The sequence below is a fragment of the Bradyrhizobium sp. STM 3561 genome (assembly GCF_045571455.1).
Classification (GTDB): domain Bacteria; phylum Pseudomonadota; class Alphaproteobacteria; order Rhizobiales; family Xanthobacteraceae; genus Bradyrhizobium; species Bradyrhizobium vignae.
Window position 1 is genome coordinate 5,011,035 of sequence record NZ_CP120695.1, and the last position, 25,150, is coordinate 5,036,184.

General features: G+C 65.3%; 22 protein-coding genes and 2 pseudogenes. 7 read left to right on the top strand and 17 right to left on the bottom strand.

Features of this window, described 5'->3' with window-relative positions; genetic code table 11:
- Positions 1-250 precede the first annotated feature (250 nt).
- From P6U28_RS23760 to P6U28_RS23770, 3 genes are read left to right on the top strand one after another with little or no spacing between them, the layout of a single operon-like run.
- Complete coding sequence (locus P6U28_RS23760) at positions 251-1,465, top strand: ABC transporter substrate-binding protein (RefSeq protein WP_407120025.1); 1,215 nt, start codon at positions 251-253, stop codon at positions 1,463-1,465.
- A gap of 8 nt (positions 1,466-1,473) precedes the next feature.
- Complete coding sequence (locus P6U28_RS23765; RefSeq protein WP_407120026.1) at positions 1,474-3,207, top strand: FAD-dependent oxidoreductase; 1,734 nt, start codon at positions 1,474-1,476, stop codon at positions 3,205-3,207.
- Positions 3,208-3,227: 20 nt separating this feature from the next.
- Positions 3,228-4,022: an IclR family transcriptional regulator gene (locus P6U28_RS23770; protein WP_407120027.1), complete on the top strand. Its 795-nt coding sequence runs from the start codon at positions 3,228-3,230 to the stop codon at positions 4,020-4,022.
- A gap of 13 nt (positions 4,023-4,035) precedes the next feature.
- On the opposite strand, the pseudogene P6U28_RS23775 reads toward P6U28_RS23770, so the two are convergent.
- The 4 genes and pseudogenes from P6U28_RS23775 to P6U28_RS23790 all read right to left on the bottom strand — a co-directional run.
- A pseudogene (locus P6U28_RS23775) lies at positions 4,036-4,649 on the bottom strand (SDR family NAD(P)-dependent oxidoreductase); the annotation flags it as partial.
- Between the two features lie 50 nt (positions 4,650-4,699).
- Positions 4,700-4,831: pseudogene (locus tag P6U28_RS23780) on the bottom strand (aspartate/glutamate racemase family protein); the annotation flags it as partial.
- 9 nt (positions 4,832-4,840) lie between these two features.
- Positions 4,841-6,106, bottom strand: a complete 1,266-nt coding sequence (locus P6U28_RS23785; RefSeq protein ID WP_407120028.1) for an NAD(P)/FAD-dependent oxidoreductase — start codon at positions 6,104-6,106, stop codon at positions 4,841-4,843.
- Positions 6,107-6,110: 4 nt separating this feature from the next.
- Complete coding sequence (locus tag P6U28_RS23790) at positions 6,111-7,772, bottom strand: thiamine pyrophosphate-binding protein (RefSeq protein WP_407120029.1); 1,662 nt, start codon at positions 7,770-7,772, stop codon at positions 6,111-6,113.
- 214 nt (positions 7,773-7,986) lie between these two features.
- Here P6U28_RS23790 and P6U28_RS23795 point away from each other — a divergent pair, with 214 nt between their 5' ends.
- Positions 7,987-8,676 (top strand): aspartate/glutamate racemase family protein, encoded by a 690-nt coding sequence (locus P6U28_RS23795; RefSeq protein ID WP_407123106.1) that lies wholly within the window; start codon positions 7,987-7,989, stop codon positions 8,674-8,676.
- A 16-nt stretch (positions 8,677-8,692) separates the two neighbouring features.
- Here P6U28_RS23795 and P6U28_RS23800 read toward each other — a convergent pair whose 3' ends face one another.
- The 6 genes from P6U28_RS23800 to P6U28_RS23825 all read right to left on the bottom strand — a co-directional run bounded on the left by P6U28_RS23800 (position 8,693) and on the right by P6U28_RS23825 (position 14,579).
- A complete protein-coding gene (locus tag P6U28_RS23800) occupies positions 8,693-9,478 on the bottom strand; it encodes an ABC transporter permease (protein WP_407120030.1) in 786 nt (261 codons plus the stop codon).
- The gene (locus P6U28_RS23805; RefSeq protein ID WP_162500555.1) at positions 9,475-10,287 is read right to left on the bottom strand and encodes an ABC transporter permease; all 813 of its coding nucleotides are present in this window, start codon (positions 10,285-10,287) and stop codon (positions 9,475-9,477) included. The genes P6U28_RS23800 and P6U28_RS23805 overlap by 4 nt, the downstream gene beginning before the upstream one ends.
- A 68-nt stretch (positions 10,288-10,355) precedes the next feature.
- Positions 10,356-11,402 carry an ABC transporter substrate-binding protein gene (locus P6U28_RS23810; RefSeq protein ID WP_407120031.1) on the bottom strand — a complete coding sequence of 349 codons (1,047 nt, stop codon included), beginning with the start codon at positions 11,400-11,402 and terminating at the stop codon, positions 10,356-10,358.
- 22 nt (positions 11,403-11,424) lie between these two features.
- Positions 11,425-12,732 carry an NAD(P)/FAD-dependent oxidoreductase gene (locus P6U28_RS23815; protein ID WP_407120032.1) on the bottom strand — a complete coding sequence of 436 codons (1,308 nt, stop codon included), beginning with the start codon at positions 12,730-12,732 and terminating at the stop codon, positions 11,425-11,427.
- A gap of 14 nt (positions 12,733-12,746) precedes the next feature.
- The gene (locus P6U28_RS23820; RefSeq protein ID WP_122401807.1) at positions 12,747-13,463 is read right to left on the bottom strand and encodes an HAD family hydrolase; all 717 of its coding nucleotides are present in this window, start codon (positions 13,461-13,463) and stop codon (positions 12,747-12,749) included.
- Positions 13,464-13,499: 36 nt separating this feature from the next.
- The gene (locus tag P6U28_RS23825; RefSeq protein WP_407120033.1) at positions 13,500-14,579 is read right to left on the bottom strand and encodes an ABC transporter ATP-binding protein; all 1,080 of its coding nucleotides are present in this window, start codon (positions 14,577-14,579) and stop codon (positions 13,500-13,502) included.
- Positions 14,580-14,790: 211 nt separating this feature from the next.
- Here P6U28_RS23825 and P6U28_RS23830 point away from each other — a divergent pair, with 211 nt between their 5' ends.
- Positions 14,791-15,729: a LysR family transcriptional regulator gene (locus P6U28_RS23830; RefSeq protein WP_407120034.1), complete on the top strand. Its 939-nt coding sequence runs from the start codon at positions 14,791-14,793 to the stop codon at positions 15,727-15,729.
- Between the two features lie 170 nt (positions 15,730-15,899).
- On the opposite strand, the gene uxuA is transcribed toward P6U28_RS23830, so the two are convergent.
- From uxuA to P6U28_RS23860, 6 genes are all read right to left on the bottom strand, one after another.
- Positions 15,900-17,090 carry a mannonate dehydratase gene (uxuA, locus tag P6U28_RS23835; protein WP_407120035.1) on the bottom strand — a complete coding sequence of 397 codons (1,191 nt, stop codon included), beginning with the start codon at positions 17,088-17,090 and terminating at the stop codon, positions 15,900-15,902.
- A 14-nt stretch (positions 17,091-17,104) separates the two neighbouring features.
- The gene (locus P6U28_RS23840) at positions 17,105-18,154 is read right to left on the bottom strand and encodes an L-idonate 5-dehydrogenase (RefSeq protein WP_407120036.1); all 1,050 of its coding nucleotides are present in this window, start codon (positions 18,152-18,154) and stop codon (positions 17,105-17,107) included.
- A complete protein-coding gene (locus P6U28_RS23845; RefSeq protein ID WP_407120037.1) occupies positions 18,151-19,557 on the bottom strand; it encodes a TRAP transporter large permease in 1,407 nt (468 codons plus the stop codon). Before P6U28_RS23845 ends, P6U28_RS23840 begins: the two co-directional genes overlap by 4 nt.
- 4 nt (positions 19,558-19,561) lie before the next feature.
- On the bottom strand, positions 19,562-20,140 hold the full coding sequence (locus P6U28_RS23850; protein ID WP_407120038.1) for a TRAP transporter small permease: 579 nt from the start codon (positions 20,138-20,140) through the stop codon (positions 19,562-19,564).
- A gap of 110 nt (positions 20,141-20,250) precedes the next feature.
- The gene (locus tag P6U28_RS23855; protein ID WP_407123107.1) at positions 20,251-21,216 is read right to left on the bottom strand and encodes a sialic acid TRAP transporter substrate-binding protein SiaP; all 966 of its coding nucleotides are present in this window, start codon (positions 21,214-21,216) and stop codon (positions 20,251-20,253) included.
- Positions 21,217-21,299: 83 nt separating this feature from the next.
- Positions 21,300-22,115 carry a FadR/GntR family transcriptional regulator gene (locus P6U28_RS23860; RefSeq protein ID WP_407120039.1) on the bottom strand — a complete coding sequence of 272 codons (816 nt, stop codon included), beginning with the start codon at positions 22,113-22,115 and terminating at the stop codon, positions 21,300-21,302.
- Between the two features lie 147 nt (positions 22,116-22,262).
- On the opposite strand from P6U28_RS23860, the gene P6U28_RS23865 reads away from it, so the two are divergent.
- Together P6U28_RS23865 and P6U28_RS23870 are read left to right on the top strand one after the other, a co-directional pair.
- The gene (locus tag P6U28_RS23865; RefSeq protein WP_407120040.1) at positions 22,263-23,747 is read left to right on the top strand and encodes a mannitol dehydrogenase family protein; all 1,485 of its coding nucleotides are present in this window, start codon (positions 22,263-22,265) and stop codon (positions 23,745-23,747) included.
- 94 nt (positions 23,748-23,841) lie between these two features.
- A complete protein-coding gene (locus P6U28_RS23870; protein ID WP_407120041.1) occupies positions 23,842-24,249 on the top strand; it encodes a nuclear transport factor 2 family protein in 408 nt (135 codons plus the stop codon).
- 24 nt (positions 24,250-24,273) lie between these two features.
- Here the strand turns inward: P6U28_RS23870 and P6U28_RS23875 are convergent, their stop codons facing one another.
- Entirely contained in the window at positions 24,274-25,047 is a 774-nt protein-coding gene (locus P6U28_RS23875) for an HAD family hydrolase (protein WP_407120042.1), read from the bottom strand.
- Between the last annotated feature and the right edge of the window lie 103 nt (positions 25,048-25,150).

Below are 25,150 nucleotides of genomic sequence, written 5' to 3' on the forward strand. Positions count from 1 at the left end.
GTGCGGCATGGGTCCCGGCTCTGCGAAGCCGCGCAAGAGCGCCGCGGCGCGTCCGGGACACGAGAGCGTTCGGAGCAACTGCTCGTACAGCCGTCATTGCAAGGAGCCCTTGCGACGAAGCAATCCAGAATCCCTCAACGGAAAGACTCCCATGCCTTTATTCGTCATTGACAAATTAATTCGCTTATATCTAATTAACCACCAGAACGACCAGCCGCGCCAAGCGGCCCAAAAGAGTGAGGAAACGACGATGAGAGGGTTTTTGGCCTGTGCTGTGCTCGCGGCCATGACTTCGACTGCCATGACCAATGTTGCGATCGCGCAAGTCTCCGACGACGCGGTGCGGATCGGCGTGCTGACGGATCTGTCGAGCTGGGGCCGCGACAATAGCGGGCCGGGCTCGGTCGAGGCGGCCAAGATGGCCGTGGAGGAATTCGGGCCAACCGTGCTCGGCAAGCCGATCGAGATCATCAGTGCCGACCATCAGATGAAGACCGACGTCGGCGTCCAGATCGTGCGCGGCTGGTTCGACAACGGCAAGGTCGACGCCGTCGTCGACATCCCTAATTCCGGCATCGCCATCGCCGTGCACAACATGGTGCGCGAGCGCAATAAGATCGCCCTGCTCTCCGGTCCCGGCGCGAGCTCGCTGACAGACGAGCTGTGCAGTCCCAACACAGTGCATTTCACCTACGACACCTATGCGCTGTCGAAGGTGACGGCTTCGGCCGTCATCAAGGAAGGCGGCAAGTCCTGGTACTTCATCACGGCAGACTATGCCTTCGGCCAGCAGCTCGAGAAGGATGCCACGCGCTTCATCAACGAGATGGGCGGCAAAGTGCTCGGTGGCGTCAAGCACCCGACCAACACGGCGGACTTCTCCTCCTTCGCGCTGCAGGCGCAGAGCTCGAAATCCGACGTGGTCGCTTTCGCCAATGCCGGCCAGGACACCGACAACGCCATCAAGCAGTCCGGCGAGTTCGGCCTGGTCCAGGGCGGCCAGAAGCTCGTCGGCCTCTTGATGTTCGACACCGACGTGCACGCGATCGGGCTGAAGGCCGCGCAGGGCACCTACATGACCACGGCATCGTATTGGAACATGGACGAGGCCACCCGCGCCTGGTCGAAGAAGTTCTACGAGCGCACCAAGGTGATGCCGACCATGATCCAGACCGGAGTCTACGGCTCGGTGCTGCATTACCTGAAAGGCATCAAGGCCGCAGGCACCGATGATCCGGCCAAGGTGATGGCCAAGATGCGCGAACTGCCGATCGAGGATATCTTCGTTCACGGCGGCAAATTGCGCGAGGACGGCCGCGTCATCCGCGACATGTATCTCGCCAAGATAAAAAAGCCCGAGCAGTCCAAGGAGCCGTGGGATTATCTGGACATCGTCAAGACCGTGAAGGGCGAAGACGCCTTCCGCCCGGTCTCCGAATCCAAATGTCCGCTCCTGAAGAAGTGAGGTGAGCGATGACCGGCAACGAGCATAGCGCCATTGAGACTTACGAGTGCGACGTGCTCGTGGCCGGATCGGGTTGCTCCGGCATGTCGGCCGCGATCACCGCGCGCTATCGTGGGCTCGATGTGCTGATCGTCGAGAAGGAGCCGCGCTTCGGCGGCACCACCGCGCGTTCCGGTGGCTGGCTCTGGATTCCCGGCACCTCGCTGGCGAAGGCCTATGGGATCGAGGAGACGCCGGAGCAGGCCCGCACATACTTACGCCACGAGGCCGGCAACAATTATGATGCGGCACGCGTCGATGCATTTTTATCGGCCGGCCCCGAGGCGGTCGAGTTCTTCACCACCAAGACGGCGCTGCGTTTCGACATGCCGCTGGTGTTTCCCGATTATCACGCCGAAGCGCCCGGCGGCGCGCAGGGCGGCCGCTCCATGGTGACGCGTCCATTCGACGGCCGCGAGCTCGGCGACCTCATCAAGACCCTCGGCACGCCGCTGCCCGAGCTCACCGTGTTCGGCATGATGCTGGGCTCCGGCAAGGAGATCATCCACTTCATGCGCGTGACGAAGTCGCTGACCTCGGCCGTTTATGTCGCCAAGCGGCTGTCGCGGCATTTCATGGACGTGCTGCGCCACGGCCGCGGCATGACGCTGACCAATGGCAATGCGCTCGCAGGCCGCCTCGCGAAATCCGCGCTCGATCTGAAGATTCCGATGTGGCTGTCCTCACCGGTGCGCGAGCTGACGGTCGAGAACGGCGCCGTGACTGGCGCGATCGTTTCGCGCGAGGGACGCGAGGTGCGCGTTCGTGCAAGGCAAGGCGTCGTGCTCGCCTGCGGCGGCTTTCCGCACGACGTGGCACGCCGCAGAAAAATGTTTCCGCACGCGCCGACCGGCAATGAGCACTATTCGCCCGGGCCCGCGGGCAATACCGGCGATGGCCTGCGCCTTGCGGAAAGCGCCGGTGGGCGCATCGAGGATCGCCTGCCGAACGCGGCAGCCTGGGTGCCGGTCTCGCTGACTACGCGCAAGGATGGCTCTAAGGGCGTGATGCCGCATTTCATCGACCGCGCCAAGCCCGGCGTGATCGCGGTGATGCGCGACGGCAAGCGTTTTGCCAATGAAGGCAATTCCTATCACGACTTCGTCCAGGCCATGGTCAAGGCGGCCAAACCCGGCGAGGAGATCGCCGCCTTCCTGGTCTGCGACCACAAGACGCTGCGGAAGTATGGCCTCGGCTGCGTGCCGCCTTTCCCGATGCCGCTGGGTCATCATTTGAATACCGGCTACCTCATGCGCGCCGACACGCTGGAGGCGCTCGCGGCGAAAGCCGGCATCGATGCGAAGGCGTTCGTCGAAACCGTCAGGCAGTTCAATACGACGGCGCCGCTGGGACACGACACCGCCTTCGGCAAGGGCTCGAAAGCCTATAACCGTTACCAGGGCGACGCGCTGCACGGGCCCAACCCTTGCGTCGCGCCAATCGAGAACGGCCCGTTCTACGCCATCAAGATGGTGATCGGCGATCTCGGCACCTATGCCGGCATCGTCACCGACGAGAACGCGCGGGCGCTCGATGCCGAAGGCCGCGTCATTCCCGGCCTCTATGCCGCCGGCAACGACATGGCAAGCATCATGGGCGGCAATTATCCCGGGGCCGGCATCACCCTTGGGCCGGCGCTGACCTTCGGCTACATTGCCGGCCGTCATCTTGCCGACAGCGCCGCCAAGCGCAACGCGGCGTGAGCGAAAACGCCGGGAGGCACATGAACAGAGAGAGCCGCGGCATCCAGTCGATCGAGGTCGGCGGAGAATTGCTTCGCGCGCTCGCAAGAAGCGGCGAGCCGATGATGCTGCGCGATCTCGCGCGCGAGGCCGGCATGACGCCGGCCAAGGCGCATCCCTATCTCGCCAGTTTTTCGCGTATCGGCCTGATCGAGCAGGACGAGACCACCGGCCGCTACGAGATCGGCGCGCTGGCGCTGGAGCTCGGCCTGATCAGCCTGCGCCGGCTCTCCGGCGTTCGCATCGCACGTCCCAAGATCGCGGGCCTCGCGAGCCAGATCGGCCACGCAGTCTCGCTCGCGGTCTGGGGCACGCACGGCCCGACCGTGGTGCAGGTCGAGGAGCCGGCCCAGCCGGTGCACATCGTGATGCGCGTCGGCTCCGTGATGGCGCTGCTGGAGACTGCGACCGGCCGCGCCTTCGCGGCGTTCCTGCCGGAGAAGACGATCAATGCCGCGCTCGAAAGCGGTCTCGACCGTCACGGCGTCGGCTACAATCCAAAGCGCGCCGTGAAAGGCGCGAAGGTTGCCGAGATGCTCGCTGAGGTCCGCACGCACGGGCTCGCCCGCGCGCTCGGCGATCCCCTGCCCGGCGTCAACGCATTCTCGGCGCCGGTATTCGACCATTCCGGCCACGTCGCGCTGGTCATCACCGCGATGGGGCCGGAAGGAACGTTCGACGCGCGCTGGGACAGCCCGATCGCAAATGCGCTGCGCGATTGCGCCGGCGGCATCTCGAAGCGGCTCGGCCACGGCATGACGGTCGCGGCGGAGTGAGAGGCAGTGAGCCCTACTTCTCCTTCACAGGCACCGTGTAGTTCAAAACCAGCCGGCCGCCATCCGGATAGATCGTCTGTCCGGTGATGTAGGACGCATCGTCGCTGGCAAGGAACGCCACGACGGAGGCCACCTCGCTCGGCTCGCCGCCACGGCCCGCCGACGTACGCGACGTCACGGTCTTGCGGGCCTCCTCGGAAGTGTAGGTGGACGACGTCACCATGTCGGTCAGGATCGTGCCCGGCCCGACCGCGACGACGCGGATGTTGTGCGGGGCCAGTGCGACGGCCGCGACGGAGGTGAGCTGCTTCATGCCGCCCTTGGAGATGGCATAGGTCGCAAGCGTCGGGATCGCCAGCAGCGCATTCACCGAGGACATGTTGATGATGACCCCGCCTTGATGATGACCCCGCCGCCACCTTGCGCGATCATCTGCTTCGCCGCGGCCTGCACGCCGAAGAACGCGCCTTTCAAATTGATGCCGATGATCTCGTCGAAGTCCTGCTCGGTGATATCGAGAATGTCCTGGTTGCGGGCGACGCCGGCGTTGTTGACCATGATGTCGAGCCGGCCGAACTCCCGGACCGCGGTGGCGACCGCGCGATCGACGTCCGCGCGCCGCGCGACGTGGCACGGCAGGGCATACAGCTCCTCGGGCTTGCCCAGGGAAACGGCTAGGTCGTGCCGTTGCCCATGTCACCGGGAATGCGGGGAAAGCGTGCTTCCAGCATCAGGATTCCGAGCGGCGCGCCGTACACGGCCTTGCCGACGCGGGCGATGCGGGCGGACGAATTGACTGAACTGGTCATGCTGCGGCCTCAGAGGAAACGTCCGGGTGCGAAGGGGCCGAGCGGAATCTCCGGCGTCTTGCCGCTGACAAGCTGGGCGACGAGCCGGCCGGTACGGGCCGAGCCGACCAGGCCGACATGCCCGTGGCCGAAAGCATACACGATGTCGCGGGAGGCGCGCGCGTAGCCGATGCAGGGACGTCCGTCCGGCATGCTGGGGCGATGGCCGAACCAGGTCTTGATGCGCGAAGCTGGGATGTCCTTCGGCAACTTCGGGAACATCCCGAGAAGGTGGTTGCGCAAGATTTCGGCCCGCTTCCAATTCGGTGCGGCCTCGAGGCCGGCGATCTCGACCGTGCCGGCGGCGCGCAGGCCCTTGTTGGTCCAGTTCACCACCATCTTGGCGTCGGATGCCATCATCGAGCTGCGCGGACCTACTTCCGGATTCTCAATCATGACGTGATAGCCGCGCTCAGTCTCGAGCGGGAGGGAATCGCCGACCGACGCGGTGAGCTGCCTCGAGCGGGCACCAGCCGCGACCACCGCGGCATCGCAAGGAATCTCGCCGGTCTCGGTGAGAACAGCCACGAGCTTGTTGCCGTTTAGCTTCAGCCCGGTCGCCTTGGCCCGCACGTGCTTCGCGCCACCGGCGATCGCATGGTTGGCGAGGGCGGCGACATAAGCCCCGGGATCGCGGCAGCGGCCGGCCTCCTCCACCACCACGCCAAAGGTGTAGCGCGGATGCAGGTCCGGCTCGCGCTGGCGCATCTCGTCGGCATTGAGCTCCAGCCATTCGACTCCGACCTTCTTGCGCAGGCGCCAGCCGAGATCGTCGTCGAAATTGCCGCGCGAGGTGAAGACATGCGTCACGCCGTTGCGCTCGATCAGTTCGGGCACGCCGGCTTCTTCCGCGAGCTTGCGGTGCAGCAGCGGCGCGTCCTTGAGGAGGGCGCGCAGCGCGAACGCCGTCGTCTCGACCCGCGCCTCGGTCCAGCCGGACAGCAGGTACTTGACCAGCCAGGGCAGCGCCTTCGGCAAATACGACCAGCGGATCGCGAGCGGGCCGAGCGGGTCCATCAGATAACCCGGCACCTTCTTCCAGACGCCTGGCTCCGCCGGCGGAATCACCGAATGCGAGGACAGCCAGCCGGCATTGCCATAGCTCGCCGCCTGTTCGCCGCCAGGCTCGCCGGGATCGATCAGTGTGACGCGATGGCCCTCGCGCAACGCCTCGATGGCGCTGATCACGCCGACCGCGCCGGCTCCGATGATCGCAACGTGGCGACCGGCCGCCATCGCTTTAAGCCTTCACCGCCGGCGTGAAATCCTTGCCGACCGAGATCGCGCGCGGATCGATGATGCAGTGGAGGATCGACGGCTTGCCCGAAGCCAGCGCGCGCTCGAACGCCGGTGCGAACTCTTCGGTGCGCTCGACGCGCTCGCCATGGCCGCCGAACGCCTTGGCGTACATCGCAAAGTCGGGGTTCTTGAGCTGGGTGCCGACGACGCGGCCGGGATAGTCGCGCTCCTGGTGCATACGAATGGTGCCGTATTGCGAATTGTCGACGATGATGACGATCAGCGGCGCGTCGTATTGCACGGCGGTGGCGAATTCCTGACCATTCATCAGGAAGCAGCCGTCGCCGGCAAAGGCGACGACGACGCGATCCGGATATTGCCGCTTGGCGAGCACGCCCGCGGGCACGCCGTAACCCATCGAGCCCGAGGTCGGCGCGAGCTGGGCGGCAAAGCTATGGAAACGGTGATGACGATGGATCCAGCCGGCGTAATTGCCGGCGCCGTTGCAAACGATCGCATCCTTCGGCAGGCGGTCGCGCAGCCAGGTCATCACCTGGCCGTACTGGAACTTGCCGGGCAACTCGCGCGCCTTCTCGGTCCAGGCGAGATAATCGGCATGCGCCTTGGCCGCCTCGCCCTTCCAGGCCACGGTTCCAGCCGGCTTCAGCGTCTCGACGGCGGCGGCGAAGGCGGCGGGCGTCGCCTGGATCGGCAGCGCCGGCTGATAGACGCGGCCGAGTTCTTCCGAGCCTGGATGCACGTGGATCAGCTTCTGCCGCGGAGTGGGAATGTCGAGCAGCGTATAGGAGGAGGACGGCATCTCCGACATGCGGCCACCGATCAGCAGGATGACGTCGGCACCCTCGATGCGCGCCTTCAGGCCCGGGCTCGGTCCGATGCCGAGGTCGCCGGCATAGTGCGAATGGTCGGCATCGATCAGCGAGGCCCGGCGGAACGAGGTCGCAACCGGCAGGTCGAACCGCTCCGCGAATCGCGCGATGCTCTTCGCCGCCTCATCGGTCCAGCGCGAGCCGCCGAGAATGACGAGCGGCGCCTTGGCTCCCGCGAGCATGGCGCCGAGCTTTTCGATATCGGCCGGCGCGGGCCAGCTCACCGCGGGCTCGACGCGCATGGCGTCGGCAACGGCCGCGGTCTCGGTCAGCATGTTCTCCGGCAGCGCGATCACCACGGGACCGGGGCGGCCCTGCATGGCGACGCGGAACGCGCGCGCGACCAGCTCCGGAATGCGGTCGGGGCGATCGATCTCGACCGCCCATTTCGCCATCGAGCCGAACACCGCTTTGTAGTCGAGCTCCTGGAACGCCTCGCGCTCGCGCATGCCGGTATCGACCTGGCCGACGAACAGGATCATCGGCGTCGAATCCTGCATCGCGATGTGGACACCGTGGCTGGCATTGGTCGCGCCGGGACCGCGGGTGACGAAGCAGATTCCGGGGCGCCCCGTGAGCTTGCCATAGGCCTCCGCCATCATCGCAGCGCCGCCTTCGGCGCGGCAGATCACGACGTCGATCGGGCTGTCATGCAGCGCATCGAGGGCCGCGAGATAGCTCTCGCCCGGCACGCAGGTGACGCGCTCGACGCCTTGGGCGACGAGCTGATCGATCAGGATCTGGCCCCCGGTGCGGGTGTTGCGAATGGTCATATCGGCTCCCTCGAGGCTCTGGCGATGCGCGCTTGTTCGGGGAACTGGCCTAGGACAGGCCGAGAGAGTGCGCAAGGTCGAAAGGCTTCTCGCAGCCTGCGCAGGCGTCATGCCCGTCCTTACCGTTTGCACTACAGGCCCTGCCGCGGCCATGATGGCGAGCCTCGGCATCTTCGTCTACGATCGGCCGACCCAAATCGTCTGGAGCAGCGGAATGCAAACCATCGGCCTGATCGGCGGCATGAGCTGGGAGAGCACCGCGCTTTATTACAAGCTCATCAACGAGCGCGTCCGCGACCGCATGGGCAAGCTGCATTCGGCTCCGCTGCTGATGTATTCCTACGATTTCGAGGAGATCAAGCAGATGCAGTATGGCGGCCGCTGGCAGGAGGCGGCGGCCAGTCTGGCGGAAATCGCGCGGCGCCTCGAAAGCGTCGGCGCGCGGGCGATCGTGTTGTGCACGAACACGATGCATAAACTGGCGCCCGAGATCATGTCGAGCGTGACCGTGCCGTTCATCCACATCGGCGACGCGACGGCGCAGCGGATCCGGGCCAGGGGATATCGGCGGGTCGGGCTGCTCGGCACCAAGTTCACGATGGAGGAAGACTTCTACATCGACCGATTGCGCGCGCACGATCTCGACGTTCTGATTCCCCCCGCGGACGAGCGCGCCGAGGTGAACCGCATCATCTACGACGAGCTGTGCCTCGGCAACGTCGCTGCGCCGTCGCGCCGCCGCTACCGCGAGGTGATGGCGGCCCTCGTCGCCCGTGGCGCAGAGTGCATCATCCTCGGCTGCACCGAGATCACCATGCTGGTCGGTACGGACGACACGTCGGTCGAGACGTTCGACACCACCGCCATTCACGCAGAGACGGCAGCCGATTTCGCAATCGGCTGATCTGATCTCGTCGATTTCATCCGCTCCGCTTCTGTCGCGCGCTCGCAAGGAGCACCAGCATGAAGGATGCGGCCGTCATCAGCGTCGAGATCGCGGCGATGGTCGGGTCGATCTCGTCCCGGAGCGCGGTGAACATGCGCTTGGTCAGCGGCTGGAACTGGCCGCCGGAGATGAACAGCGCGACGATGGTCTCGTCCATTGCCGAGATGAAGGCGAAGATGCCGCCGGCGATCACGCTCGACTTGATCTGCGGCAGCGTCACCGCGAAGAAGCTGCGCAGACGGTTCATGCCGAGACTGCGCGCCACCATCTCCTGCGCGGGGTCGAAGCTCTGCAGGCCCGCAAGCACCGAGATGACGACATAGGGCAATCCCAGCATCAAGTTGGCGAGCACGAGGCCGGACATGGTCGCGACCAGGCCTACCTTGGCGTAGACGAAGAAGATGCCGACCGCGGTGATGATGATCGGTACCACCAGCGGCAGCAGCAGCGCCATGTGGATGATGCGCATGATGCGCAGGTTCGACTGGCTGATGGCATAGGCAGCGGCCACGCCGAGCGGGGTCGCGATCACGACCGTCAGCAGCGCAACCGTCAGCGTCACCCGCGTCGCCTGCATCCAGGCGGCGTTGGCGAAATACTGCTGGTACCAGCGCAGCGAGAACGACGGCGGCGGGAAGGTCAGGAAGCGCGCGCTGGAGAACGAGATCGGCGCGATGATCAGGACGGGCAGGATCAGATACACCAGCACCAGCGCGCTGATCGCGTAGAGGGCAATCCGGGTGGGCGAAGCGCGCATCATTTCTGCCCCAACACACGATCGAGCGAGATGAAGCGGCTGACGGCGAAGAAGATCAGGAGCACGCTCAGGAGCAGCACCACCGCGACCGCGCTGGCAGCCCCGAACTGGTTGTAGAGCTCGACATTGCGGCTCACCAGCATCGACACCATCACGGTGCGGCCGCCGCCGAGCAACTCCGGCGTGATGTAGAAACCGAGGCAGAGCACGAACACCATGGTGCAGCCGGCGAGCACGCCCGGCAGCGACAGCGGCAGGAACACGCGGAAAAATGTCAGCGACGGGCTCGCACCCAGGCTGGCGCCGGCCTGCATGAGATCGCCGGGGATCTTCTGCATGGTGGCATAGAGCGGCAGCACCATGAACGGCAGCAGGATGTGCACGGTCGCAACCACCGTGCCGAACGTGTTGTGGACCAATGCGAGCGGCTCGGAGATGACGTCCAGATAGCGCAGGAACTGGTTGATCACGCCGGTGCGCTGCAGCAGCGCCAGCCAGGCATAGGCCCGAACCAGCACGCTGGTCCAGAACGGCAGCACGACCAGCGACAGGATCAGAATGCTCCAGCCTTTCGGCACCGAGTTGGCGAGATAGGCCACGGGATAGCCGAGCAGCAGCGCGATTCCAGTGACCGCGAGGCTGATCTCGAAGGTCAGTGCAAAGCTACGCCAATAGACGTCTTCGGTGAAGACGCGGCGATAATTCTCCAGGGTAAAGCCGTCATGATAGACCGACTGCCACGCCAGCCAGCCGACCGGCAGCACGATCAGGGCCAGGATCACCAGCAGCGCCGGCGACACCAATGCCAGCATCAGGCCGTGCTCACGGCGCTGATGCTTTTGGGAGGGATCTGGCAGGGATGTCGTCAACGCTGCCTCGCTCACTTCTGCATGAACGACGCCCACCGCTTCTCGGCCGCTTCGCCCGCGGGCGAGGACCACCAGGCGTAGGACATCAGCGCCTGCTTGGCCGCATTCGCCGGCTCGCTCGGCAGCTGCGCGGCGCGCTCGGGCTTGATCACGCCGGTCTCGAACGCCTTCGGGTTACCGGGGCCGTAGTCGATGTGGAGCGGCAGGTTGGCCTGGTGCACGGGATCGACGGCCTCGTTGAGGAATTTCACCGCTGTTTCCAGATTCGGCGCGCCCTTGAGGATACAGAGCGAAGTGCTCTGCAGGATGCCTTGATTGTAGGTGAACGCGACCTTCGCGCCTTCCTTGGCGACCGCGCTGACGCGGCCGTTCCAGGCCATCTCCATGTCGACCTCACCATCGTTGAGAAGCTGCGCCGATTGCGCGCCCGAGGTCCACCACACGGTGATGTGCGGCTTGATTTCTTCCAGCTTCTTGAAGGCGCGGTCGACGTCGAGCGGATAGAGCTTGTCGGGCGCGACGCCATCCGCCATCAGCGCCGCCTCGAGCGTGGCGATCGGATGGTTACGCAGCGCGCGGCGGCCGGGGAATTTCTTGACGTCCCAGAAATCGGCCCAGCTGTTCGGCGCATCTTTCGGGAACGTCTTCTGGCTGTAGGCCAGCACGCTGGAATAGAACTCGTAGGAGACCGAATACGGGCTGCGATACGCCTCGGGCATCGCCGCCGCATTGGGGATCTTCGAGAAATCCAACTTTTCGATCAGCCCCTGCTCGCCGCCGCGCAGGCAATAGCCGGTCGGCGTGTCCACGACATCCCAGATCGGCTTGCCGCTGCCGACTTGCGTCTTGATCGCGGGCCAGGCGTCGGGAATGGAATCCTGGTTGATGGTGATGCCGAGCTTCTTGGCGGAGGGGTCGAGGATCGCCACCGTCTGCGCCTGCTGATAGGCCCCGCCCTGCGAGACGACGGTGATCTGCTCGGCGGCATCCGCCGCTGTGGTCAGTCCGATGGCGCCCAGCAGCGCGCAGCCCAATCCAATAGTCCGCTTCATGATCATCCTCGCCTCCTCCAAACAGATCTCACTGACCAATCGCGTCGAGAAACTGGTACCAGCCGGCGACCATGCGCACAGCGGGTTCGCGCAGCGGATAGAACGGAATTGCTCTCATGCGCCTGATGTCGAGCAGGCCGACCTCGGGCGTCTCGCCGCGCACGAAGGCGGCGAGATAGCGGCCCATCAGGCTCGACATCGCAACCCCGGCGCCGTTGTAGCCGATCGAGACCAGCGTGCGGTCGTCGAGCCGGCCGATATGCGGCACCGAGTCCAGCGTCATCGCGACCAGGCCCGACCATTTGTATTCGAGCGGGATATCGGCGAGATCGGGGAAGATGCCGACCATCGCCTTGCGCAAGGCGTCGAACGCCGCTTGCGAATCCTGCTTGCCGAAGGCGCCGCGGCCGCCGAAGATGACGCGATTGTCGACCATGCGGAACCAGCGCATCATGCGCTTGGTCTCGGTGTAGGTTCGCCCTGTCGGCATCAGCTTGCCGGCGAGATTGCGCGGCAGCCTGTCGGTGGCGATGATGGCGCTGCGGAACGGGATCAGCGTGCGCTGCATCTGCGCGGTGGCATCGGTCAGATCCGAATAGCTGTTAGTGGCGATGATCGCCTGCTTCGCCCGCACCGCGCCTCTCGGCGTCTCGGCGACGATGCCGCCATTCTCCCGCCGGAGTTTGACCACCGGCGACTCCTGGTAGATGGGAACGCCGCGGCGCGCGACACCATCGGCAAGGCCGCGCAAATAGTTCAGCGGATGAATACCGCCCGAGCCGGGATTGAGCACGCCGCCGACAAAGATGTCCGAGCCGGTCTCGTCGCGCACGGAGCGCTTGTCGAGGATGCGGACCTCCGCATCGCCCATCTCTCGCCTCATCCAGTCGGCTTCATCGATCGCGGCCTTCAGCGTCGTCTCGTTATGTGCCGCCTTGACCTGGCCGGTGCGCGTCAGCTGAGCGCTGATGATGCCGAACTCGGAGACGAGCTCTTCGACCATGTCGGTCGATTCATGCGCGATCTCGTACATGCGCCGCGCCATGGCGCGGCCGTGCACCGCATCGATCTCGCGGAACGAGAGGCGGAATTTTGCCGTAATCACACCGCCATTGCGGCCGCTGGCGCCCCAGCCGGGGCGGTTGGCCTCCAACACGACCGGGGCAAGCCCGCTTCTGGCGATGTGGTGCGCGGCGGAGAGGCCGGTGTAGCCCGCGCCGATGATCACCACGTCCGCCTGTTGCTCGCCCGACAGGACCTGGAACTCGCGCGCCGGCTCGGCCGTCGCTTCCCACAGCGAGTTGGCCGATGGCAGCGCGCTCCAGTCCCGTGTCATGCCGCCGCTCCTCGTTACGCCGCCGGACCGATCGCGGCGTCGGCGAGCGCCTTCAGCGTCGGATAATGGAAGTCCGGTTTGGTCAGCGTCTCCACCGCCGGCGTGCCGCCGAAGCCGGCGATGCCCTGGCGGCGCTCGATCCAGCACACCTTGTAGCCGAGCTTCCGAGCGATCCCGATGTCGTGGTACTGGCTCTGCGCGACGTGCAGGATGTCCGACTGCTTGTAGCCGAAGGCGGACTGGCGACCCTTGTTGTAGGCGAAGAATTCCGGGTTCGGCTTGGCTACGCCGGTGTCGTCGGCGCAGACCGTGTCGTCGAAGGGATTGCCGAGCGCATGCGCGTAGCAGGAGAGCGCAACCCGGTCGGCATTGGTCATCGCCACCAGCCGGAATTTGGTACGCAGGCGCCTGAGCGCCTCGACCGAGTCCGGGAACGGCCCCCAGCGCAACACGGCGAGCTGGAACATGTCGCAGGACGCATCGTCGGCCGGCAGCCCGAGCTCCTTGGCGAGATAGCGGTAGACGTGGAACATCACCTCGCTCGAGCGCTCGTAATGCTTGTCACGACCGCGCTTGTAGGATTCGAAGATCTGGTCGTCGCTGAGCTCGGCCGGCGTTTTGCCCGAAATCCTGCGCACCGCGGACAGCACGCCGGTCTCGAAGTCGATCAAGGTGCCGACGACGTCGAAGGTGAGAACCTTGAAATTGCTGAACGCGGCTTGGGTCGACATGTTCGTTTCTTCTCTCGGGTTGGATGAGGCTTGAGTTCAGTCCACCTTGGGGACGACGATGGTGTCCTCGGGGTGAAGGGTCACGGTGAGGCTGCCGCCGAGCGGCGGGATGCGGCTGTAGGCCTGGTGATAGCTCGGCTGGCGCAGGCTGAGCGCGATGCCGCCTTCGAGCGCCAGGAAAATGCGCAGGCTCTCGCCCTGATAGACGATGTCGGTAACCGTGCCCGTCAACCGATTGCAGGCGGCATCCTGCGCGCCATCGTCGATCAGAAGCTTTTCGCTGTGCACGGCGAGCATCAGGGCGTCGCCATCGGGAATGGCGCGGGCGCTGCGCAGCAGCGCATTGCCGAGCGCAACGCTGCTGGGATCGGCGCGGCGGACCGGCAGCAGCGTGGCTTCGCCGATGAAACTCGCAACGAAGGAATTTGCGGGATGGTCGTGCAGCCGCTCGGGCTGGTCGATCTGGATCAGCCGGCCGTCCTTCATCACCGCGACGCGGTCGCTCATGGTCAGCGCCTCACGCTGGTCATGGGTGACATAGATGATGGTGGCGCCGATACGCTTGTGCAGCGCGCGCAGCTCGATTTGCATGGATTCGCGGAGCTGCTTGTCGAGCGCGGAGAGCGGCTCGTCCATCAGGATCAGGCGCGGCTCGAAGATCATGGCGCGGGCCAGCGCCACGCGCTGGCGCTGGCCGCCGGAGAGTTGCGCGATGCCGCGCGCCTCATAGCCGGCGAGGCCGACCATGGCGAGCGCCGCTCGCACTTTGTCAGGCCAGTTCGCTTTGGGCAGGCGCCGGGCGCGCAGGGGAAACGCGACGTTCTCGCCGACGTTCATATGCGGGAACAGCGCGTAGTTCTGGAACACCACGCCGATGTCGCGCTTGTGTGGCGCCACGTATGTGACGTCGCGGCCGCCAAACAGGATCGTGCCCGACGAGGGCAGGATGAAGCCGCCCAAAATGCCGAGCAGCGTGGTCTTGCCGGAGCCGGAGGGGCCGAGCAGAGAGACGAATTCACCGGCGCCGACATCAAGGGAGACGTCATCGAGAGCGCGAACGGCGCCATAGGCCTTGCTGGCGGACCTGATCTCGACGCTTTCCGCTCGTTTGTCCAACGATCGACCTCGCCATGTCCCGTGCCGGCGTGCCTCACTGCGCGCCATAAGCCTGCATTATAGACAAGGATTTCGGGCACTCACGGACGAAGCGTGCAGCGCACCAAATCTTCTTCCGCAAGCCCCTGTCTGTAGGCTGTCATGCCAATGACACCAGACTTGGCAAAATCCGGCAATTGCCAAATTCTCACCGCCCTCATAACATGGCGTTATGCCCGAGCTGCGCCGCATGCTGCCGTCCAGCAACGCCCTGTTCGTCTTCGACGCAGCGGCGCGCAATGGCAGCTTCACGGCTGCGGCCGCCGAATTGAACGTCACGCAGCCGGCGGTGAGCCGTATGCTCGGCCAGTTCGAGGAGCATCTCGGCGTCCGCCTGTTCGACCGCAGAGGGGGACGCGCGGTGCTCACTGAGGAAGGCGAGCGGCTCTATCGCCGCGTGCTCGAAGGGTTTCGCAGCATCGAGAGCGGGCTCCTCGATATCGAGCAGCGCCGCAAGGGTACCGAGACCGTGACGCTGTCGGTCTCCTCCGCCTTCACCACGCATTGGCTGATGCCGCGCATCGACAAGCTCCAGAAGCAGTTTCCGCGAATCGATCTGCGCTTCCAGCTGATCTCCGGCGCGCTGCGCGGACCGGTGGAAAATGTCGATCTCGGCATGCGCTTTCGCGACCGCGACGAGCCGTCGTCGGGCGGCACATTGGTGATGAAGGAAGTGATGCTGCCGATGTGCAGCCCCGGCTATCTCGGCGAGACCGATCCCACCGAAGGCAACACCATCATCCGCCTTGCCGAAACGCCGGGCGACTGGGCCGCCGATTACGCCTCGCTCCTCACCGGGCGCCGTGGGGCGGCCAAGGCGCTGAGCTTCACCGATTATGCCGTCGTGGTGCAGGCCGCGCTGCTCGGCCAGGGCATCGCACTCGGCTGGCTGACCGTTGCCTCGCACTGGCTTCTCACCGGCGCGCTTGTGCCGGCCTCCGACACGCTCACCACCACGCGCCGCCTATGCGAATTCCTGCCGCCGCGCAACCGGCCGATGCGCCCCATCGCCGCCGAGATCCGCGACTGGATCATCGCGCAGATGAAAAGCGAGATCGCTGCGATCGACCGGCTCTATCCGAAGCTCGGCGCGATGGACGCTTGTTACTAAGCAGGCGGTGTTTGGGGGAAGCACCCTCTCTCCACGTCATCGCGAGCGCAGCGAAGCAATCCAGAGTCTTTCCGCAGAGGGGTTCTGGATTGCTTCGCGGAGCCTGTCATCGGGCCGCGCTTCGCGCGGACCCGTTGGCTCGCTATGACGATGTGGATAGAGCTTTGGCTCTACCGATGCTCGATCGCCCTGATTGCACCGCGCAACTCCGCGAGGCCGCGCAGGCGGCCGATGGCGGTGTAGCCGGGATTGGTGCGCTTGGTGGCGGCGAGATCGTCGAGCATGCGGTGGCCATGATCGGGCCTGAACACAATTTTCGTGTCGGGCGAACGCCGCGCGTTCTCCTTGAGCAGCGCCTTGAGCACCGCGACCATGTCGACGTCACCGTCGAGATGATCGGACTCGTAGAACGACAGGCCATCAGCTTCGCGCTTGGTGGCGCGCAGATGGGCGAACGCAATGCGAGGGCCGAACCGCTCCGCCATCTCAGGCAGGTTGTTCTCCGCACGCACGCCGAGCGAGCCCGTGCACAGGCAGATGCCGTTCGCCTTCGACGGCACGGCGTCGAACAGCGCCTGGTAGTCCTCAGCGCTGGAGGCAATGCGCGGCAGGCCGAACAACGGCCGCGGCGGATCGTCCGGATGCAGCGTCAGGGAGACGCCGAGCTGCTCAGCGACCGGCGCGACGCGCGCGAGGAACTCGACGAGATGCTGCCGCAGCATCTCAGGCGTGATGTCGCGATAGGCCTCCAGGCGGTCGCGGAATTGCGGGATCGTCATCGGCTCGGTGGTCGAGCCGGGCAGCGCGCTGGCGATGACCATGATGAGGTAGTCGATATCGGCCTGGCTCATCTTCTCGAACAGCGCCTTCGCGCGCGCCTGCTGCTCGAGCGAATAGTCCTGCGCGGCGGCCGGACGTTTGAGGATGTGCAGCTCGAACGCGGCAAAGCGGTCCTGGTCGAAGCGCATGGCGCGGGCGCCGTTCGGCAGCTCCCATTCGAGATCGGTGCGGCACCAGTCGACTACTGGCATGAAATTGTAGCAGATGATCCTGATGCCGGAGGCCGCGACCGCCTCCAAGCTTGCGATCCACGCCTCGATCGACTTGGTCGCCTTGCCGCCGAGCCGCTTGACGTCGTCGGGGATCGGAATCGATTCCACCACCGACCAGGTCAGCTGCGAGCGGCCGGGTTGGCCGTTCTCGATGAAATTCTTCCGCTCCTCGACCGCCTTGCGCGTCCAGGCCTCCCCAATCGGCACCTGATGCAGTGCCGAGACGATATGGCTCGCCCCGGCCTGCCTGACGTCGTCGAGCGAGACCGGGTCATCCGGCCCGTACCAGCGCCAACCCTCCAGCATCATACCCGCTCTCCCAATCAGTTCGCGGTCAGCACGACCTTGACGCTCTGCGAGCGATCGAGCGCGAGCCTGAACGCGTCGGGTGCGGTCGAGAGCGGCCGCTCGGCGGTGACCAGCGACAGCACGTCGACGCTGCCGGCGGCAATCAGTTCCACCGCGGTCATGAACTCGAAGCCGAACCGGAACGAACCGCGCAGGTCGATCTCCTTCGCCATCACCGCATTCGACGGCGTCGGAATCTGGCCGCCGGGCAGATTGCCGATCTGCACCACGACGCCGCCGCGCCTGACGATACCGATCGCGCTCGCAAGGCCTGCAGCCGTGCCGGAGACTTCGAAAGCGACGTCATAGGGACGCGACGCGGCTTGTGCTTTCAAGCCTTCCTCGCCTGCAGAGACGTTCTCGACGTGCGAGGCGCCGAGCTTGGTCGCGAACGCCAGTGGTGCCGGCGCGATGTCGGCCACCGTGATGTCGGCCATGCCGGCACGGTGTGCGGCGAGCATGGTCAGAAGCCCGATCGGGCCGGCGCCGAAGATGATGCCTCGCTTGCCCTCGATCTTGCCGGCACGCGCAACCGCGTGCAGGCAGACCGCGAGCGGCTCGGCCAGCGCGGCGGCCTGGTAGGATACGTGATCGGGGATCTTCACACACTGTGCGGGGATCGCGTCGAAATAGTTGGCGAAGCCGCCCTGCATGTGCGGCGTCTTCGAGGCCGAGCCCATGAAGTAGATGTTCTCGCAGAGGTTCGGCCGGCCTTCACGGCAGGCGACGCAATGCCCGCACCAGCGCGACGGGTTCACGGCGACGCGGTCGCCAACCTTCAGGTTCGCAGCAGTGCCGGATATCTCCACGATCTCGCCCGAAATCTCGTGGCCGAGCACCAGCGGCGACCTCACCACGAAATCGCCGGTCCGGGCATGGCGGAAGTAATGCATGTCCGAGCCGCAGATGCCGCCGGCGCCAAAGCGGATGCGCACCATGCCGTCGGCGAGCTTGTCGAGCGGATGCTCGATCATGCGCAGGTCTTCGGGGCCGAACAGCGTTGCGGCGAGAGCGGTCGAGGTCATTTGGAGAGTCCCATGTATTTAGGCAGCCAGAGGGTCAGGTCGGGAATGTAGGTGATCGCGATCAGCGCCAGCATCAGCGGCACCAGCCATGGCAGGATCGCCACCGTCGTGCGCTCGACCGAGAGCTTTGCCACGCGGGCGAGCACGAACAGCACCATGCCGAGCGGCGGATGCAACAGGCCGATCATCAGGTTCAGCGTCATGATCAGGCCGAAATGAATGGGGTCGATGCCGAGCTTGAGCACGATCGGCAGCAGGATCGGCACCAAAATGGTGATCGCCGCCGTGGTGTCGATGAAGCAGCCGACGAACAGGATCAGCACGTTGGCGAGTGCCAAAAACACCCATTTGTTGTGGATGATGTTGAGCATCCAGTCCGACAGCATCTGCGCCGCCTGCGACACCGTCAGCAGCCAGGCGAAGATCGAGGCTGCGGTCACGATGAACAGCACCGAGGCCGTGGTCTCGATGGTGTCGAAGGTCGCCTTGGCGACCGTCCGGAACGTCATGGTCCGGTAGCGCACGAGGCCGAGGAACAGCGACCAGATCACCGCGGCGACGGCGGCTTCGGTCGGCGTGAACCAGCCGAGCGTCATGCCGCCGATCAGGATCACCGGCGCCATCAGCGCCATCACTGCCGAGAAATCGAAGTACCAGTCGATCACGAGCAGCGTGCCGAGGCCGATCACGACCGCCATGTTGACCGAGAGGCCGGCGAGTACCATCAGCCAGATCGCCATCGGGAACGACAGCACGATGACGATCTCGAGACCGGCCGAGCCGAGTTGCGGCCAGGAGAACGGCGTGTCGCTACCCCATTTGTTCTTGTGCGCGAAGTAGGTGACGGTGGCCATCATGAACAGGGTCAGGACAACGCCGGGAATGACGCCGCCTAAAAACAGCGCGCCGATCGAGACGTTCGCCATCATGCCGTAGATCACGAAGGGCAGCGACGGCGGGATGATCGGCCCGAGCGTCGCGGAGGCTGCGGTGACGCCGACCGAGAATTCGGTGGAGTAGCCGTGGTCCTTCATCGCTTTGATCTCGATGGTGCCGAGACCCGCGGCATCCGCGATCGCGGTGCCGGACATGCCGGAGAAGATCACCGAGCCGATGATGTTGACGTGGCCGAGCCCGCCGCGCATCCACCCCACAAGAGCGACGGCGAATTTGTAGATGCGCCCGGTCACGCCGGCGATGTTCATGAGATTGCCGGCCAGGATGAAGAACGGCACCGCGAGCAGCGGAAAGCTCTCGACACCGGCGATCATGCGCTGCGCCAGCGTGACGTCGGGCGTCACGCCGCTGACCAGGATGTAGAGCAGCGACGACGCGGCCATGGCGATCGCCACGGGAACGCCGAGCAGCATCAGGATGAGAAAGCCTCCGAGCAGCAGCAGCATGATATTATATCTCCGATCCGTCGTAGGCACCGGGACGTTCGAGGACCGAGTAGCCCTGCCGCCAGTTTTGCGCCGCCACCTGCACGGAGCGTGCGAACATCAGCACGAAGCCGAGCAGCACGGCGTAGTAGACGTAGTTCTTCGCGAAATTGATCGTGGTCATCTGCTCGTCGCCGATGATCTGGATGTAGACCCAAACCAGCTTGATGGCGTAGCCGAAGAACGCGATCCGGATCAGGTCGATCACCGTCGACAGCGCACGTCCCACGGGTCGCGGCAGATAGCGATAGACCAGGTCGACCTGGATGTGCCGCGACAGCCGCACGCACATCGAGGCGCCGATGAAGACCACCCCGATCAGGCAATAGGTCGCGATCTCCTCGGTCCAGGCATAGCTGTCGTTGAGCACGTAGCGGCTGAAGAACTGCAGGAAGACGGCAAGCGCCATCACCCAGAAGATCGCCAGCGCCACCCAGTCCTCGAAAGCGTAGATGCCGAGATCGACCTTCGGCGTCGCCTCTTCCTCGAAGGTGTGGGCGATCTCGTCCGCGGTGATCTGCCGGTGTAGTTCGGCGGTCGACATGGGTTACCTCTCTCCAAATCGTCGTTCCGGGGCGACGCGTTAGCGCCGAACCCGGAACCTCGAGATCCCGGGTTCGGTCCTACGGACCGCCCCGGATGACGACTACGTCGTCATTTCACTTCCTGGATCCGCTCCCAGTCGGCCTTGCGGTAGCCGAAGGTCTCGAACGGGACGTTCTTCAGCACGGTGTCGCGGAATTCGTTCTTGTCGACGTCGGTCACCGTCAGGCCCTTGTCCTTGAAGAAAGCGACCAGCTTGGCTTCGTTCTGCTTGATCTCACCGGTGGCCTTGGCTGCCGCCTCCTGCGCGACGTCGGTGAAGATCTTCTTGTCCTCATCAGAGAGCTTCTTCCATAGCCCGCCGGCGATCACGGTGTTGAGGTGATCGACGATGTGGCCGGTGAGCACGAGGTGCTTCTGCACTTCGTAGAATTTCTTGGCCTCGATCGTGGTCAGCGGGTTCTCCTGCGCCTCGACGGTGCCGTTCTGCAGCGCGAGATAGACCTCGGCAAACGCGATCGGCGCGGTGTTGGCGCCGCAGGCGCGCGGCATCGCCAAGTAGGCCGGCACGTCGGGCACGCGCATCTTCAGGCCTTTCATGTCGGCGCAGGTCTTGATCGGCTTGTTCGACGAGGTCTGGCGCACGCCGTAATAGGTCACCGCGACGATGTGGTGGCCGCTCTTGTCCTCATAGCCCTTGGCGAGCTCCTTGAAGATGTCGCTCTTGGTGTAGGCGAGCAGATGATCGGCGTCGCGGAAGGTGTAGGGATAATAGGTCACGCCGATCGGCGCAAAGCTCTTGGCCGCGAAGCTCGAGCCGGAGACGATGATGTCGACCGAGCCGAGCGACAGGCCCTGGTTGATGTCGGCCTCCTTGCCGAGCTGCGAGGCCGGATAGACCTCGATCTGGTAGCGACCGTTGGTGCGCTTATTGATCTCCTGCGCGGCCCAGACCGATGCGGTGTGGAACGGCTCCGAGGTCTCGTAGACATGGGCCCATTTCAGCTTGGTCTGCGCCATGCTGACACTAGTCGCGGCCAGCAGGGTGGCGGCGGAGATCGCCGCGGCAATCGTCATCTTCTTCAACATCGATTTTTCCTCCATCGTTCAAGTCTGCTTCTTGTTCGCCCCCAGCCGAAGCGGATGCGGGCCGCCCAATCTCATCGCCGCCGCGCACCGCCGCTCGCGGCTGGCTTCTTCTTCGGCGCATGTTTCGGTTTCGACGGTCTTGCCGCCGATCGCACCGCGCGGCCTTGCCCTGAAGCCGACCCCGCCGCGGACTCGGCACCGAAATTCTGCGCAAAGCGTTGCTGGGATCGCGCCAGATGCGCGCGCATGGCTTCGCGCGCGGCATCGGGATCATGCGCGGCGATCGCGTCGCGCACGGCGCGATGCTCGTCGAGCGCCGTGCGCCACGTACCCGGGCTCTCGAAATAATGCGCGAGCTTCGCGAAATATGGATTGAGACGCTGATCGAACAGCTCGCCGACGACGCGCACCAGAACGGCATTGCCGAGACTTCCGGCGATCGCGATATGGAACGCGCGGTCGTGCACCATCGAGGCTTCGCCGGGATGTTCGACATTCTCCATCGCGACGAGGGACGCATTGATGCGGGCGAGATCGTCTTTGGTCGCGACGCGCGCGGCCTGCTCGGCGATGGCGCTTTCCAGGAATTCGCGGGCGCGCAAGAGCTCGAACGGCCCCTCGATGACGGCGGCGGGAGCAGGCGCGGCCACGGCGGCAGGCTCGATCACATAGATGCCGGACCCGACACGGATACGGAGGCGGCCCTCGACCTCGAGCGCGATCAAGGCTTCGCGCACCGTCGGCCTGGACACCTTGAGCTGCTCGGCGAGCTCGCGCTCGGTCGGCAAGCGGCTGCCGACCGCGTACTCGCCGCTGTCGATCAGACTTCGCAATTGATCGGCGACCTGGCGATAGAGCCGTCTCGCCTCCACAGCTTCCAGCGGCACGCTGGTCCTCCCGAAAGGGTCCGCGCGAGGCACCCGTCGCCCCCGCGGCCCCGCCAATTTTGGAAAATTGGTCTTACCAATTGACCGGAGCATTGACCTGATACGGGCGCCATGTCAAGCAGCGGCCAAACACAGGGAGAGACGACCATGCGCCAGATTTCGATGCGTCTTGGCCGCGCCAACCTCGACCGGCTGCCGCCAGCCATCCGCCGCCCGGCCTATGATCGTTCGCGCGTCACGCCTGGCATCGTGCATCTCGGCCTCGGGGCGTTTCATCGCGCGCACCAAGCGGTTGTCGTCGATGACTGCCTTGCCGCCGGCGCCACGTCCTGGGGTATCGTCGGCGCCAGCCTGCGCAGCCCGGACACGCGCGACGCCCTCGCCCCGCAGGATCATCTCTACACAATTGCCGTGCGCGCCGCCGAAGGCACCGAGCACCGCGTCATCGGCGCCCTGCTCGACAGCGTCGTCGCGCGCGAGAAGCCGGCCGCGCTGGTGGAGCGGATGGCCAATCCCGCCACGCGCATCGCGTCGCTGACGGTCACCGAGAAGGGCTATTGCCACACGCCGCAGACCGGCGACCTCGACGAGCGGCATCCCGATGTCGTGCACGATCTCAACAATTTCGATGCGCCGCGCTCGGCGCCCGGATTCATCGTCGCCGCGCTGGCACGCCGGCGGGCGCTAGGCGCCATGCCGTTCACCGTGCTGTGCTGCGATAACCTCGCCGCCAACGGCCATACGGTGCGGCGGATCGTGACGCAGTTCGCTGCGCTGCGCTCAAAGGATCTCGGCAAGTGGATCGCGGATGCGGTCGCCTTCCCCTCGACCATGGTCGACCGCATCGTGCCGGAGACGACGGATCGCGACCGCGATGCGGTCGAATCGGCGCTGGGCATGCGCGACGCCTGGCCGGTCATGACCGAACCCTTCACACAATGGGTGGTCGAGGACCGCTTCACGGCGGGCCGGCCGGACCTTGCCGCAGCGGGCGTCGAGCTCGTCACTGATGTCAAGCCGTTCGAGTTGATGAAGCTGCGGCTGCTCAACGCCAGCCATTCCGCGCTCGCCTATCTCGGCTATCTCTCGGGCTACGAAACCATCGCCGATACCATGCAGGATCCGCATTTTGCGCGCCTTGCCGCGCAGGTGATGGAAGAAGCCGCGGTGACGCTGACGATGCCCGCGGGCACCGACCTCGCCGCCTATCGCGCCTCGCTGCTCAAGCGCTTCGCCAATCCGGCGCTGCATCACCGCACCTGGCAGATCGCAATGGACGGCTCGCAAAAGCTGCCGCAACGGCTGCTCGGCGCGATGCAGGATCGCCTTGCGAGGGGCCTGCCGATCGCAACGCATGCGCTCGCGGTGGCCGGCTGGATGCGCTACGTCACCGGCCTCGACGAGCAGGGCCGATCGATCGACGTGCGCGATCCACTCGCCGGCGAGTTCGCCGCGCTGGCGCGCGAGGCGGGACCTGTTGCCGAGCGGCTCGCGCCCGCGCTGCTTGGTGTCGCAAAGGTGTTCGGCCCGCTCGGCGCCGAGCCGCGCCTGCGCGAGGCCGTCACCGCGGCGCTCGGCCGTCTCTACACGGTTGGCGCGGGGCAGGCCGTGGCAACGCACGTCTCGGCATGACCACGAAGCGGGCAGCATCTTGAATGCTGCACTGCAGCCAAAATCGACGGAAGTCGCGCTTGCTTTTTGCCAGTCATTGGCTCACCCGAGAGCGATGGGAAAGGACAACAAGGTCATCGCCGCCAACGCGGCCTTCTACGCCGCGTTCTCGACGGGCGACTTCGCCGGCATGGAACGGATGTGGGCGGACGACGACTCCATCTCCTGCATCCATCCCGGCTGGCCGGCCATCATCGGGCGCGCCACCGTGATCGGAAGCTGGCGCGATATCCTGCAAAACCCGCACCGGCCGCAGATCGTCTGCGCCGAACCGCAGGCGATCGTCGACGGCGACAGCGCCCGCGTGCTCTGCATCGAGATCGTCGACGGCACCGCCTTGGCCGCCGCCAACCATTTCCGCCGCGTCGGCGACGACTGGCGCCTGGTACACCATCAGTCGAGCCCGATCGCGCAGATTGTCGAGCAGGCTGAGGACGATAGAACGAGTCACCGCGTCCACTGAGCGTGGCGATCACGCCAGCGTGATCTACTGTGCATGGGGTTGTTTTTCAGTTTTTTGTTTGCCGGTCCCGAGGTCCGACAGATCATCCAGCACGACCCGCGCCGCGGTGAAGTCATCGTCGCCAAAGAACATGCTGCGCGTGATCAGAACCGGGATACCGGCGCGCGAGGCCGCGATCAGCCCATTGGCGGAATCCTCGATTGCGACGCACGCCGCGGCGTCCAGCTTCAGCCGCGCCAGGATCTCGATATAGACGTCCGGCGCGGGCTTCTTGTGGCTGACATCATCGCCGGCGACGACCGCCTCGAAATCCGCGGCCCAGCGCTTGCCCAGCGCCCGCGAGAGCAGCGCGTCGATGTTGCCGTGCGAGGTGGTGGTCGCGATCGCAAGCCGCTGGCCCCGCGCCCTCGCCGCAGCGAGCAGGTCCGCCACGCCCGTCCGTAAGGGGCAGCAGCCGGTCTCGACCAGCTCGGCATAGTGCGCGGTCTTGATGCGGTGGAGCTCTGCAATCTCCATGTCCGACAATGGCGGAGCGGCGCCCAGCCTGGCGTGGTAGGCGCGCATGCGCTCCTTGCCGCCCGTCACCCGCAGCAGGTCCTTGTAGACGGCGCGGTCCCACCGCCAGTCGAGACCGTGGCGAGCGAAGGCGTGGTTGAAAGCCTGCCGATGCAGCTCCTCGGTCTCTGCCAAGGTGCCGTCGACATCGAAGATTAGTGCGGCCGCACGGCGGATCAGCTCGTTGGCGTCGCATCGCACTGTCGCGGGCGCCTCCCTCTGCGTGATCGACCCGGTCGCCAACTGCGCCTCCCTCCCGACCTACCTGTGACGGATGACCATCCCGCGAAGTGGCAGGCGAGACAAATCGCAATATCTTTTGCCGGACCCAAAAATCTCTTATGAG